Here is a 13352-nt window from a genome sequence, read left to right on the forward strand (position 1 = left end):
CCGCGGGCCGACATTTGCCTTCCTCGAAGGCCGATAGCCGCGATTTTGCCGCGGTGATGGCGCAAACAGGTCCAGCGCGACGCTTTTAGCATTTTGTCCACATATTCAATCAAAATAGACCAAGGCTGGAGCGATTGAATGATTCGCCGCCGCAGAGGAAAGCCGTGATCCCTTCCGCCCGCGCCGCCGCGTTGCGATCGACCGCACTGGCCACAAGCCTGGCGCTGGCGGTCGGACTGACCTCCTTCCCTCTGGAAAGCTGGGCCAAGTCAAAAGTTCCCGTGCCGAAGCCGCGGCCGATTGCCCGCAACGTCGTTCCCAAGTCCGCGCCGACGGCGAACACCGGCACCCCGGCTGCATCGACTGCGCCGGCGCATGCAGCGCCGGCCCCGCCGCCGCCTGTTCTGGCGCCTGCGACCCGCCAGCATGCTGTCGCGCCGCCTCCGCGCAGACACGCCCCAGCCGCAGTGGCCGCGACCTCCTCGACCTCTCAGGCCGACAAGGACGCGCTGGAGAACGTCATCGAATTGGTGCGCAAGCAGAAGCCCGGCGATGCAACGCAGGTGCAAGCCGCGATCTCGGACCCTGTCGCTCGCAAGCTCGCGGAATGGCTGATCCTGCGCAGCGACAACAACAATGCCTCGGTCGAGCGCTACCGTGCGTTTGTTTCAGCCAATCCGAGTTGGCCGTCGCAGACTTTCATGCGCCGGCGCATCGAGGCCGCGCTGTGGGACGACCGCCGCGACGATTCGACCGTCTGGTCGTGGTTCGAGAACGAATCCCCGATCTCGGCCAAGGGCAAGTTCGCGCTGGCGAAGGCGATGCTCGCGCGCGGCGATCGCGCCAATGCCGAACGGCTGGTCCGCGAGGGCTGGCGTCACGACGGCATGTCGGAAGACACCGAGAACGCCGCGCTCGATATGTTCGGCGCGCTGCTGACGGCGGGCGACCACAAGGCACGGATGGAGTCGCTGCTTTACAGCACCGAGCAGGAAGCCGGCGGCATGCGGGCCGCGAAGCGGCTCGGCTCAGGCCACGTCGCGCTTGCGAAAGCGCGGATCGCGGCCAACAAGAAGTCTTCCAACCTCAGGGCGCTGCTTGAGGCGGTGCCGCACGAATTGCACGGCGAAACCGGCTACATCTTCGCGAAAATCCAGCTCCTACGCCGCGAAGAGAAGTTCAATGAGGCCGTGCAGCTCATGCTGAGCGCGCCGAAAGACCCGAATCGCCTGCACAATCTCAACGAATGGTGGATCGAGCGACGCTTGCTGGCGCGCAAGATGCTCGATGTCGGCGAGCATCGCACCGCGTATCTGATCGCGCGGGATGCGGCGCTGCCGACGCGCGACATCTACAAGACCGAACAGGAATTCACCGCTGGCTGGATTGCGCTGCGGTTCCTGAAAGATCCTGCGGTCGCAGCCCAGCACTTCGCGCGCATCGGCGTCGGCAGCGCAAACCCGACTGCATTGGCGCGCGCCGGCTATTGGCAAGGCCGCGCGGCGGAAGCGGCCGGTCGCGCGCAAGAGGCCCGCGCGGCCTATGGGCGCGCGGCCGAACAATCGACCAGTTATTATGGTCAGCTCGCCCGCGCCAAGCTCGGCCTGCCGCAGCTTCAGTTGAATGGCGTCCCGAGCGCCCGCGGCCGCGGCGTCGAGCGATTCGAGATCGTTCGCGCGGTGCAGTTGCTGTATGACCTCGACGAGCGCGAACTCGCGATCCCGATTTTCGCCGACATGGGTGAGAACGGCGATCCCGAAGCCCTGGTGGGTCTCGGTGAGCTCACCTCGCGCCACCACGACGCCCGCGGCATGCTGCTGCTCGGCAAGGCCGCGCTCAATCGCGGCCTGCCGTTCGACGTCTACGCCTATCCCGTCACCGGCATCCCGTCGTTCAAGCAGATCGGGCCCGAGGTCGAGCCCAGCGTCGTCTATTCGATCGCGCGGCAGGAAAGCGCCTTCAATCCGGCCGTGGTCTCACCGGCCCAGGCCTACGGGCTGATGCAGGTGACGCCGGACGCCGGTCGCTATGTCTGCAAGCGGGCCGGCGTCAGCTTTGACCTTCAGCGGATGAAGACGGACTCGGTCTACAACGCCATGCTCGGCGCGGCCGAGCTCGGCGGGCTGCTCGAGGACTATCGCGGCTCCTACATTCTGACCTTCGCGGGCTACAATGCCGGTCGCGGCAGCGTCAAGAAATGGATCGAGCGTTACGGTGATCCCCGCGATCCCAAGGTCGACGCGGTCGATTGGGTCGAGCAGATCCCGTTCTCCGAGACGCGCAACTATGTGCAGCGGATTATGGAGAACCTGCAGGTATATCGCGCGCGGTTCGGCGGCGGGACCAAGCTTCAAATTGAAGCCGACCTGCACCGCGGCGCCAGCGTCGAATAGCAGCAGTACAGATTTGATGTACGGCGCCAAGGGCGATGCGACTTCTGCCGCATCGCCCCAGGATCAATGTCAGAAGTTACGCTGGGCGCGGAACTGGAGTAGGACCGTGTCCTGATCCTTGAACTCGTAGAGCGCGTTCGGCTTCGGAGGGGTCGCCGTGAACACCGAGGAGCCCGACATCTTCTGGTCGAGATGGAACCACTGGACTTCGCCCGAGAACGTCAGGTTCTTGACCGGGGTCCAACGGGTAACGACGCCGAGCTGCGAGACGTTGAAGTCGGGGTTACAGGTATAGCTGCCCGCAGCATTCCCGACCAACGCCTGACCCGGGTGGCTAACGTTGAAAGCGGCGCAGTAAGCGCCCTTGGCCGTCGAGGTTCCTGCACCGAGCAGATTGTCGTTCGCGCCACCATCGTACCTGACGGCAGAGTAGCTGCCGAACAGGCTGGTCGACCAGTTCGGATTCCAGTTGTGGTTGAACGCGCCACGGACGCCCCAGGCCGTCGTCAAAGCGATACCGCCGGTACCGGCCGCGCCCGGGAAATAGACGCCGTCGGTGGTCGCGCCGAAGCCGACGCTCTGATAGCCGAAGCCGCTATCGCCGAACATCGCGAAGTTCGGCGAGGTGCCGCTGGTGGCGATAACGTACTTGGTGGCGCCCTTGGCGTAGGAAACGTCGAGCTTGATGTCGTCGCCTGCACCGGTCGGAATGTTCTTGATCTGCAACGCCGCCATCACCGCGCCGCCCCACTTGCTCTCGGGGTGGCCGCTGATTTCGGAAAGTGCGGTCGGGACAGCGCCCGCGCCCAGCGTGTTGTACGAACCGTTCACTTCATGCGCGGCTGCCGAAAGCTGGAACAGACCCCAGGCCTGATCCACCCGGATTCTGCCGACGATGTCGGGCGCGTGGACGCCGGCATAGGCGTTGGACGGAATCCCCACCGCGTTGACTGAACTGGTCGGATTGGTCGCGAGTGCAGTTGGAGTGGCAGCAGTGGCTGGGAAGAGCGCCAAATATCCGACACTGGTGCGATCCCACACCGTCGGGTCGTCGAGACCGATCGAGGCCGACACGCCGTTTCCGAACTCGGCGGTGTACTGGATGTTGTTGACGCCGGTATCGGTGTTGTGACCGCCGAGCAAGGAGGAGTTGATATTGCCCGGGAAACCCTGCCACGGCGTGGCATAGGCTGAGGCGGACTTACCGAAGGTGAAGCCGGCGAACTGGATGAAAACGAATTCGACCGCGACATAGCCGTTGCCCGCGGTGTCAAGAAGCTGCGGGTTGTTGCCGAGGTTAGTCGCGAGGGAGTTGGGGTTGAACGTGCTGCCGCCGAGCGTGGTGAACTGAATGTCAGCCTGGCCGAAGGTGCGGACGACGCCGTATTCGGTAGCGGTGCGGGTATCGACCGTCAGCGCCATACGGGAGCGGGCCACGAAGTAATTAGCGTAGCGGTTCTGCTGACCGATATCACCGTTCCAGGCGGGGGCGCCGTGCGCACCGCCGTTGAACGTGACGTCCGCGCGCAGGTAGCCGCCGAGCTTGATGCAGGTGTCGCTGCCCGGGATGTAGAAGAAGCCGGCGCCGTAAAGCGAACAGACCCTGACATATTCGACTGCCTTGGCTTTGACCGGAAGGTCGGCCGCTTGTGCGCCGCTCAGGGCGATCAAGCCTGCCGCCGAGCTTAAAATTAAAGTTCGCGCTGTTTTCATTGTTATATATCTCCTGTTCGCGATGCCCCGCGACTTATGCAAGTTGTGTCCCGCGATGCCCCGCGCTTCATGCAAATGCATGCTGCATACGTAATCCAAAAATTTTTGCGTGGAATGACAACGCCGTGAAGAGTTTCAGTTTAACGCGCCGGTGTGGCTGTTCTGCTACGGAGATTCGACTCACAACAAAAGATGTGGGCTGCAATGAAAAACCCCGGCAGTTGCCTGCCGGGGTTCTCCTAGTGTTTCAAGTCTTTCGGGATCAGAAGTTACGCTGAGCGCGAATGTTCAGGAACACAGTGCTCTGGTCCCGGAACTCGTAGGTGGCAACCGGCTTCGGGCTGGTAGCGCCCGGAGCTTGTGCCGTGATCGCACCCGTCATCTTCTGGTCGAGGAAGAACGCGCCGACTTCAGCCGAGAACGTCAGGTTCCTGACGGGGGTCCAGCGGGTGACCGCACCCACCATCGCAACATTGAAGTCCGGGTTGCAGGTGAAGTCGCCACTGAAAGAGCGACCCGTTACAGGGGCTGCGAAGGCCGCACAGTAGTTCGCGGTCGCTGTACCATTGTAGCGAACCTGGGCGTAGCTACCCCAGAGGCTGGTCGACCAGTAGGGATCCCAGTTGTGGTTGAACGCACCACGGACGCCCCAGGCATCCGTAAGCTCGATCTCGCCACCCGGGACGTATACGCCGTCACTGGTGTAGCCAAAGCCGTAGCTCTGATAGGCTCCCGCACGGCTAGTATCGCCGAACATCGCAAAGTTCGGCGAAGTGCCGCTGGTGGAGATCACTGACTTGGTGGAGCCCTTGGCGTAGGTGGCGTCGATCTTGAAGTCATCGCCCGCACCGGTCGGCAGATTCTTGATCTGCAAGGCCGCCATCACCGCGCCGCCCCACTTCGAGTCGGGGTGACCGGAGATTTCCGACAGAGGCGTCGGCAAGCCCGCCGAGGTCAGCACGTTGTACGAAGGGTTCACGAGATGCGCCAAACCGCCAATCTGGAACAGACCCCAGGCCTGGTCGACGCGGATGTTGCCGACAATATCCGGAGCATGGACGCCACCATAGGCGTTCGGCGCAACTCCGAGCGTCGAGACCGAACTGGACGGATTGGTTGCGAGTGCCGTGGGAGTAGCAGCGGTTGCCGGGAAAGTTGCCAGATATCCGATGGTCGTACGGTTGTACACGGTCGGTTCGTCCAGGCCGATGGTGGCCGACACGCCGTTGCCGAACTGCGCGGTGTACTGGATGTTGTTGACGCCGGTGACGTAGTCCGGACCGCCGATCAGGTTCGAGTTGTTGTTGCCCGGATAGCCGTTCCAGGGCGACGCAAAGGCCGAAACCGACTTACCGAAGGTGAAGCCTGCGAACTGCAGGAAGATCTGGTCGACCGCGACATAGCCGTTGCCTGCGGAGTCAAGCAGGTTCGTGTTGTTGCCGAGGTTGGTCGCCAGCGAGTTCGGATTGAAGGTGGTGTTGCCGAGCGTGCTGAACTGGATGTTGGCCTGACCGAAGGTGCGGACAACGCCGTATTCAGTGGCGGTGCGGGTATCAACCGTCAGCGCCAGACGAGAACGGGCCGCGAAGTAGTTGGCGTAGCGGTTGCCCTGACCGATATCGCCGTTCCATGCCGGCGAGCCGTAGATGCCGCCGTTGAACGTGGTGTCGACGCGCAGATAACCACCCAGCTTGATGCAGGTGTCGGTGCCCGGGATATAGAAGAAACCCGCACCATACAGGGAGCAGATCCTCACGTACTCGACCGCTTTGGCCTTGACGGGAAGATCGGCCGCCTGAGCTCCGCTCATGGCGATCAGACCCGCCGCTGAGCCGAGAATAAGGCTCTTAACCATCTTCATGTTAAACCTCCAAGTTGCTCTGTAGGGAAGGTTCCGGATCCGCTGGGTGAAACACCCTAAGGTTGGTTCCCTTGTCCCCTGAAACCCGCTTAGCCACTTCGCGCCTTCGGACACTCCCGCATGAACGCGAGGGACTTAAGCGAACCACCTAAAACGGGACGACCTCGGGATGCCCCCCTCCGTCGCCCGATCACAATTACCGAGGACTTCTGCACAAGCAACAAAGGAACCGCCTCGAACGGCCCGACTCCGCCCCTTTTCCGAAGGGTGTTGCACAAATAACACGTGTTTGTGATCGAAGTTTTTCTGCAAGGCTTTGTTTCTAATAGATATTTTTGATTAGTTCTATTTGACACGTGAATAGTTGCGTGGGCGGCGCAGCAAGCGGGTTCTGACCTCCGGGTGATCTCAATTGCGTCGAATCGAATGGTGGGATTCGCCGAATCCGCATCGAACAAACGCGCATAGAAAAGGCGACGCGCGGCAGCCGGTTTGGGCGCGAGTCACGACAAGTATTATTAAGACTAAGCCGGCGCCCCCGCCGTCATGGTCAGTTTCGGCCGGCGGCTCCCAGGGAACCAGCTCACGAGGAACTGCCAAAGCCCCGGGATCGAAATGCATTCGCTTCGGGCGAAGATGACGCCTTATATAAGCGCCTGCTCCCAAGCCCTTGGTCGGGGCTACATCCCCGGCGCCGAATCGAATGCGAAGCCTTGAAAAGAAGCGGTGTGAGCTGCTCCGCGGGATACGGGATCGACCGGAAGGAACGCCTGCGGCAGCACCGCCACCAAATAGCCCCGGCGTAACCTGAATCTGCCGCTTGCGGCTCGCCCTCGCGTCGGGCATATCCGCCCTCATGGAGCTGTGGCCGAGTGGCTGAAGGCGGCGGTTTGCTAAACCGTTATAGGGTTGTAAAGCCCTATCGAGGGTTCGAATCCCTCCGGCTCCGCCAACCCGCCTTGTCCAGCCCAAGACGTCGGTAGCAGGTCTTGCCTGACGTCGCGCACACCCCATCACCGCGCCATTTGCGATGATGCTGGATCGTCTCTTGCCGTTGCGAGCGCATCCGATCAGCATCGGCCCAGCACGCAGTGGAGCGCAGCATGAAAAAGGAAGAACTCGAAGCAATCCTCGGCGATGGCGAGAACACGCCTGATCTCGGCCCGATCGAAGACCACCTTCATGCCATCGCAACGGAAGCAGACCTTCCTGATTTCGCCATCGCGGTTTGTACGGCGAGGATCGAAGAAGCCGCGCCGAAATTGCGCGCCGTCCTCGAGAGCGCTGCGGATGGCGAGGCCTTGTCAGATGATGAAAGCCTGCTGCTGTTCCGCGGGCTTCATATCCTGGGCGGAGCTCGTAACCGCGAAGCGTGCCAGCCGCTGCTGCGTCTGCTGCGCCGGCCCTATGAAGATGTCGACTTCCTGCTGGGCGACACCGTCACCGAGAGCCTGGCCAAAATCGTCGCTGGCGTATTCGATGGCGATACCGACGGCTTGTTGGCCTTGATTGCCGACAGCTCGATCGACGGATTCATCCGTGAAGCATTGTTTGGCGCAGCGACCTTCCTGGCATGGGAGCGCCGCATCGAGCGCGATCGGCTAAAGGGATTTCTTGTCCGGTTCCATGAGGAACGGCCGGAAGACGGCGATCAGGCCTGGGTCGGCTGGCTGCGGGCGATCGCCCTGCTCGGCCTGCGCGACCTGGTGCCGCTGGTTGACAAGGCCTTCCACGAAGACCGCATTCCCGAGGAGTGGATCGGTCGCCCTGACTTTGATGAGTATCTTGCCGAAGCCGAACGCGCGCCCGACGACATCGACCGGTTCGCGCAAGCCAATCTCGGTTACATCGAGGATGTGCTCGAATCGCTGGCCTGGGTGCGCAGGTCCGAAGACGACGTGTTCGAAGGAGACGATGAGAAATCGCCCTGGGCCGATTTCGTGTATCCGAACGAGCCGGTCAGAAATCCCTGGCGCCACGTCGGACGTAACGATCCATGTCCCTGCGGGAGCGGCAAGAAAGCAAAGAAATGCTGCCTTGCCAACGGAGAGCCGCCGGCGTGACGCCGGCGACTTTCAATGCGCAGTCATCCACGCACGCGCCTCGCGTTGCGCGGTGGCGATTTCGGCATCTGACATCATGGCGGCCACCTCGCGGCGCATGGAGATTGCATCCGCGCGTCCCTTCAGCGCGGCGAGATTGAACCATTTGTGAGCCGCGACGAGATTAACCACGCCGGAACGGCCGCTCGCCCAGTAAAGGCCGCGCTCGAACAGCACATCCGGAATCGCGGTCGCCTCCACCGGAATTGCGTTGTCGAGATCGATCTGCCCCTGAAACATCTGTAGCCCCTTCTTATCGTTGCCGCCCTCCCCCGAGCGCGGCCCCTGTCCACTGTTGACATCCCCGGCGCGCGATCAGCAAAAGTGGAAACCGGTTTTGCGTCCGATCGCGCAGCCCTTATTTAGAAGAGCGCATGATCTGATCGCCAAACCGCTTACACTTTGGCGGATCATGCGCGTGCCGTTTTTCGGTCTGTTGTTGGGATGATCATGGCTGAACAAATTTGAAGGGCAGTTTAAGGTTCGCGATGAACGGGGTGTAAACGCGCACTTTGCGCCGTCGAACACGCAATCGCAGAAGTATCTGCGGCACAGGGAGAAGTGGCCAATCGTGAAAGTCGGTTTACCCTGCGGCTTCGCGGAACGATAACCATTGCGGCCAATGTCGGTGTCATCATTCACCCCGTCACCCGATCGGGGCGTTGACGGTTCCAGCAGATAACCCGGCGTTGCGCCGCGCTGCGGCCATGCGAGTTCAAGGCGTGCCGGATAACCGAAACGCGCCAGAACCGGAGCGACAGGCGGAACCGAACCGGCGGGGCCAACAAACAATGAAGGGAGTTTGGAAAACTTCAGCGCCGGACGCCTGATGCGCGGGCTGTCGGAGCGCTCCAGCGAAAGCGGGCGTTCCGGGGGCAAGTACGCCCCAGGGGAACGAGGGCGTCGGCGAACACGTCAGGACCAGATTTCAAGCCGGGCTTTTGGCCCCGATGAAATTGCGGGCAGTTAAGGATACCCGCACCGAACGAAGAAAACCTGTTTCTTCTGCCGGACCGGTTTGAAAGAGCAAGCTCTTCCGAAATACGATCCAGCCGTTTGACCTGATGTCTCGCCGACACCCTCTTTCGTCGACCAGAGCCTTCAGCGTTTCGTCTTGGGGCTCGGGTGACGTGCCGGCATCGAACCGCCGGCAATTTTCAAAGAAGCGAACTTACTTCTTCTTCTTGGCGACCTTGCGGGTCTTCTTCGCAGTCTTCTTCACTGCGCTCTTCGCTTTCTTCGCCTTCTTAGCCTTCTTAGCCATGTTGCCCTCCTAATGTAGTGAGATGGCTCGTTAGTCGCTGCGTGCACTCGGGAATCGAGATGCACTACATCCCGAATACACCAACACATTCAAAAAAACAGCGTCCCACTTAAGGAAGTGTTGACGCAGCGATTGGAGCGCGCGCGAAGCACTTCGTTCGATGGCACAACGATCGATGCGCATGTCGATGCAAAAAGTGCCGCAACGACCGACATCGGCGTTTGTCAAGATTGCAAGAAGCGCCTGTGCCGCAGCACTTTCTTGAATTCGCGCAAACCACGTTCGATGCACACTCGATGTCGTCGCGACTCACTGATGCCGCGGAAACGTCATGTGCGCGGACTCTGAGTCGCAAATTTTGGCAATAAAAAAATTTTCGTGGGTACAGGGTTGGCGTCTCATCGCCGCTCGCCAAAACCGAACTTTTTTGCGAATCGCGAAGACCGATTCGCAACTGCGCTATCGGGCGCGCGGGTGAATGTCAGATCGCGATGGACGATCGAAACACGCTCGCGCGCATCAATCAACGACGGAGTCGTCCCGTTACGGGACGCCTCAGATGCCGAGCTTCGTCTTCAGGAGATCGTTGACTGCTTGCGGATTGGCTTTGCCGCCGGACTGCTTCATCACCTGGCCGACGAACCAGCCCGCGAGCTGCGGCTTGGCTTTCGCCTGCGCGACCTTGTCCGGATTGGCGGCGATGATGTCGTCGACGACCTTCTCGATTGCGCCCAAGTCAGTGACCTGCTTCATGCCGCGCGCCTCGACCAGCTCGCGCGGGTCGCCGCCTTCGGTCCAGACGATCTCGAACAGGTCCTTTGCGATCTTGCCGGAGATCGTGCCCTCGCCGATCAGGCCGACGATCGCGGCCAACTGCGCCGCCGACACTGGCGACGCCGTAATGCCATGGCCTTCCTTGTTGAGGCGTCCGAACAGCTCGTTGATCACCCAATTGGCGGCGAGCTTGCCGTCGCGCGCCTTGTCCGCAAGTCCATCCAGCACGGTCTCATAGAAGACCGCGCTCTCACGCTCGGCCACCAGCACGCCGGCATCGTAGGGTGACAGGCCGAGGCTCTCGATGAAGCGCGCCTTCTTCTGGTCCGGCAATTCCGGCAGCTTCGCCTTGAGCTCATCGACATAGCTTTGCGTGAACTCGAGCGGCAGCAGGTCGGGATCGGGGAAATAGCGATAGTCGTGCGCCTCTTCCTTGGAGCGCATCGATCGCGTCTCGCCCTTGTTGGGGTCGAACAGGCGCGTCTCCTGGTCGATCGTGCCGCCATCCTCGATGATCTCGATCTGGCGCCGGGCCTCGTACTCGATCGCCTGGCCGATGAAGTTGATCGAGTTCATGTTCTTGATTTCGCAGCGGGTGCCGAGCGGTCCGCCGGGCTTTCGTACGGAAACGTTCACATCGGCGCGCAACGAGCCCTTCTCCATGTCGCCGTCGCAGGTACCGAGATAGCGCAGGATCGAGCGCAGCTTGGTCACATAGGCCTTGGCCTGCTCGGCGTCGCGGATATCGGGTTTTGACACGATCTCCATCAGCGCCACGCCGCAGCGGTTGAGGTCGACATAGGACATGGCCGGTGCCTGATCGTGCAGCAATTTGCCCGCATCCTGTTCCAGGTGCAGCCGCTCGATCCCGATGGTGGCGGTTCTGCCGCCGTCGAGTTCGACCACGATCTCGCCCTCGCCCACCACGGGCGACTTGTACTGGCTGATCTGGTAGCCCTGCGGCGAGTCCGGATAGAAATAGTTCTTGCGGTCGAACACCGAGCGCAGGTTGATCTTGGCGTTAAGGCCGAGCCCGGTTCGGACAGCCTGCTTGACGCATTCCTCGTTGATGACCGGCAGCATGCCCGGCATCGCGGCATCGACCAGCGACACATGGCTGTTCGGCTCGCCGCCGAATTCGGTCGAAGCGCCCGAGAACAGTTTTGACTTCGAGGTGACCTGGGCGTGCACCTCCATCCCGATCACGACTTCCCAGTCGCCGGTCTGGCCCTTGATCAATTTTCCCGGTTTGACTGACACGGTCATGCTTTTCCACCTCCGAGCAGCGCGGACACGATCCGCTCCCATTCGGCTTCCAGAGAATCCTTCGCCACCGGCTGGCCGGCCTGGCGATACCAATAGCCGGCATTGCCGAGATCGCCTTCGACCCGGTGCAGATAGGCGTGCACCCAGGCGGCGTTCGCATCGCTCTCGTCCTGAACGATCTTGTGCGCCCGGTCCCAGTCGCCCTTGGCAGCCCACCACAACGCGGCCAGCGGCGGCTCGAGGCCCGGCGCGGGCGCTGCATCCGTCAGGCTGGCGCGGAAATCCGGCATGTCACCACCAGCGCGGCGGCGTGAAGCGGCCGGCCGCCTGCTCCACGACTTCGCCGAGCGAGAATAGCGTCTCCTCATCGAACGGACGGCCGATCAACTGCAGTCCAAGCGGCAGTCCCTGCGCATCCTTGCCGGCCGGCACGGCGATGCCCGGCAGCCCCGCCATGTTCACCGTCACCGTAAAAATGTCGTTGAGATACATTTCGACCGGATCGGCGCCGCCTTTTTCGCCGACGCCGAACGCGGCCGAGGGCGTCGCGGGCGTCAGGATCGCGCTGATGCCCTTGGCGAAGCAATCTTCAAAATCCTTCTTGATCAGCGTGCGGACTTTTTGCGCGCGCAGATAATAGGCATCGTAATAGCCGGCCGAGAGCACATAAGTGCCGATCATGACGCGGCGACGCACTTCATCGCCAAATCCTTCCGCGCGGGTGTTCTCGTACAACTCGCCTATGCTGCGGCCCGGCACGCGCAGGCCGTACCGCACGCCATCGTAGCGCGCGAGGTTGGACGAGGCTTCCGCCGGCGCCACAATGTAATAGGCCGGCAGCGCGTATTTGGTGTGCGGCAGCGACACCTCGACCAGTTCGGCGCCGGCCGCTTTCAGCCATGCCGCGCCTTCGCTCCAGAGCTTTTCGATTTCCGCCGGCATGCCGTCGAGGCGATACTCTTTCGGGATACCGATCCTCATCCCTTTCACGGACTTGCCGACGGCGGCTTCGTAGTCGGGCACGCCGATGTCGACCGAGGTCGTGTCCTTTGGGTCGTGGCCGGCCATCGAGCGCATCAGGATCGCGGAATCGCGCACCGTGCGCGCGATCGGACCGGCCTGATCGAGCGAGGACGCGAACGCCACGATGCCCCAACGCGAGCAGCGGCCGTAGGTCGGCTTGACGCCGACGGTTGCGGTGAAGGCGGCGGGCTGGCGGATCGAACCGCCGGTATCGGTCGCAGTCGCGCCCATGCAGAGCAGCGCTGCCACCGCGGATGCTGATCCACCGGACGAGCCGCCCGGCACCAGCGTGGTGTTGGAACCCTCGCGCCGCCACGGATTGACCACCGGGCCGAAGCACGAGGTTTCGTTCGACGAGCCCATCGCGAATTCGTCATTGTTGAGCTTGCCGAGCATCACGGCGCCGTCGCGCCAGAGCTGCGAGGTCACGGTGGATTCATACGGCGGCACGAAGTTGCCGAGGATTTTCGAGCACGCGGTGGTGCGCACATCTTTCGTTGCGAACAGGTCCTTGATGCCGAGCGGAATGCCGGCAAGCGGCCCGCCCTCGCCCTTGGCAATCTTCGCATCGACGGTACGCGCCATGGCACGCGCCTGGTCGGGCGTTTCCAGCACGAAGGCATTGAGCGAACGCGCCGCTTCAATCGCGGCGAGATGCGCGTCCGTCAGTTCAAGCGAGGTGAAAGACTTGCTCGCGAGGCCCTCGCGGGCCTCCGCGATCGTCAGAGATGTCAGGTCGGTCATTTATTGATCGGGCTGCAGAAGAACGGAGAAAGCGTCTTGTCGTTGGCGGGGCTGTTCGATTCCTGGGCGCGCGCCTTGTCGGCTGCCTCGAGCTGATCGAGCACGGCATCCATCGCCTTGTCGGGATCGGCGGCCTTGCCCTGCCGCTCCATCGCGTCGAGATAGTTCATGTAGGCCTGATAGGCCTTTTCATCGTCGCAGAGCAGACACAT

The 13352-nt window shown here is 62.0% G+C and carries 10 protein-coding genes and 1 tRNA gene; 3 read left to right on the forward strand and 8 right to left on the reverse strand.

Features of this window, described 5'->3' with window-relative positions:
- Positions 1-164 precede the first annotated feature (164 nt).
- The gene (locus V1273_RS20590; protein WP_442893754.1) at positions 165-2393 is read left to right on the forward strand and encodes a lytic transglycosylase domain-containing protein; all 2229 of its coding nucleotides are present in this window, start codon (positions 165-167) and stop codon (positions 2391-2393) included.
- Positions 2394-2462: 69 nt separating this feature from the next.
- On the opposite strand, the gene V1273_RS20595 is transcribed toward V1273_RS20590, so the two are convergent.
- On the reverse strand, positions 2463-4106 hold the full coding sequence (locus V1273_RS20595; RefSeq protein WP_334410702.1) for a porin: 1644 nt from the start codon (positions 4104-4106) through the stop codon (positions 2463-2465).
- Positions 4107-4368: 262 nt separating this feature from the next.
- Positions 4369-5967 (reverse strand): porin, encoded by a 1599-nt coding sequence (locus V1273_RS20600; protein WP_334363129.1) that lies wholly within the window; start codon positions 5965-5967, stop codon positions 4369-4371.
- 858 nt (positions 5968-6825) lie between these two features.
- Here V1273_RS20600 and V1273_RS20605 point away from each other — a divergent pair.
- Positions 6826-6919: transfer RNA gene (locus tag V1273_RS20605), tRNA-Ser, on the forward strand.
- Positions 6920-7070: 151 nt separating this feature from the next.
- Positions 7071-8030, forward strand: a complete 960-nt coding sequence (locus V1273_RS20610; protein WP_334410703.1) for a DUF1186 domain-containing protein — start codon at positions 7071-7073, stop codon at positions 8028-8030.
- 12 nt (positions 8031-8042) lie between these two features.
- Here V1273_RS20610 and V1273_RS20615 read toward each other — a convergent pair whose 3' ends face one another.
- From V1273_RS20615 to V1273_RS20640, 6 genes are all read right to left on the reverse strand, one after another.
- Positions 8043-8309: a hypothetical protein gene (locus V1273_RS20615; protein WP_028345640.1), complete on the reverse strand. Its 267-nt coding sequence runs from the start codon at positions 8307-8309 to the stop codon at positions 8043-8045.
- 75 nt (positions 8310-8384) lie between these two features.
- Positions 8385-8948, reverse strand: coding sequence for a hypothetical protein (locus tag V1273_RS20620; RefSeq protein WP_334410704.1), 564 nt, complete (start codon positions 8946-8948; stop codon positions 8385-8387).
- Positions 8949-9888: 940 nt separating this feature from the next.
- Entirely contained in the window at positions 9889-11373 is a 1485-nt protein-coding gene (gatB, locus tag V1273_RS20625; protein WP_334363132.1) for an Asp-tRNA(Asn)/Glu-tRNA(Gln) amidotransferase subunit GatB, read from the reverse strand.
- The gene (locus V1273_RS20630; protein ID WP_334363133.1) at positions 11370-11663 is read right to left on the reverse strand and encodes a hypothetical protein; all 294 of its coding nucleotides are present in this window, start codon (positions 11661-11663) and stop codon (positions 11370-11372) included. Before V1273_RS20630 ends, gatB begins: the two co-directional genes overlap by 4 nt.
- Before the next feature lies 1 nt (position 11664).
- The gene (gatA, locus tag V1273_RS20635; protein ID WP_334363134.1) at positions 11665-13140 is read right to left on the reverse strand and encodes an Asp-tRNA(Asn)/Glu-tRNA(Gln) amidotransferase subunit GatA; all 1476 of its coding nucleotides are present in this window, start codon (positions 13138-13140) and stop codon (positions 11665-11667) included.
- Positions 13137-13352, reverse strand: a complete 216-nt coding sequence (locus V1273_RS20640) for a hypothetical protein (RefSeq protein ID WP_057850177.1) — start codon at positions 13350-13352, stop codon at positions 13137-13139. Before V1273_RS20640 ends, gatA begins: the two co-directional genes overlap by 4 nt.

The sequence above is a fragment of the Bradyrhizobium sp. AZCC 1721 genome (assembly GCF_036924715.1).
Lineage (GTDB): Bacteria > Pseudomonadota > Alphaproteobacteria > Rhizobiales > Xanthobacteraceae > Bradyrhizobium.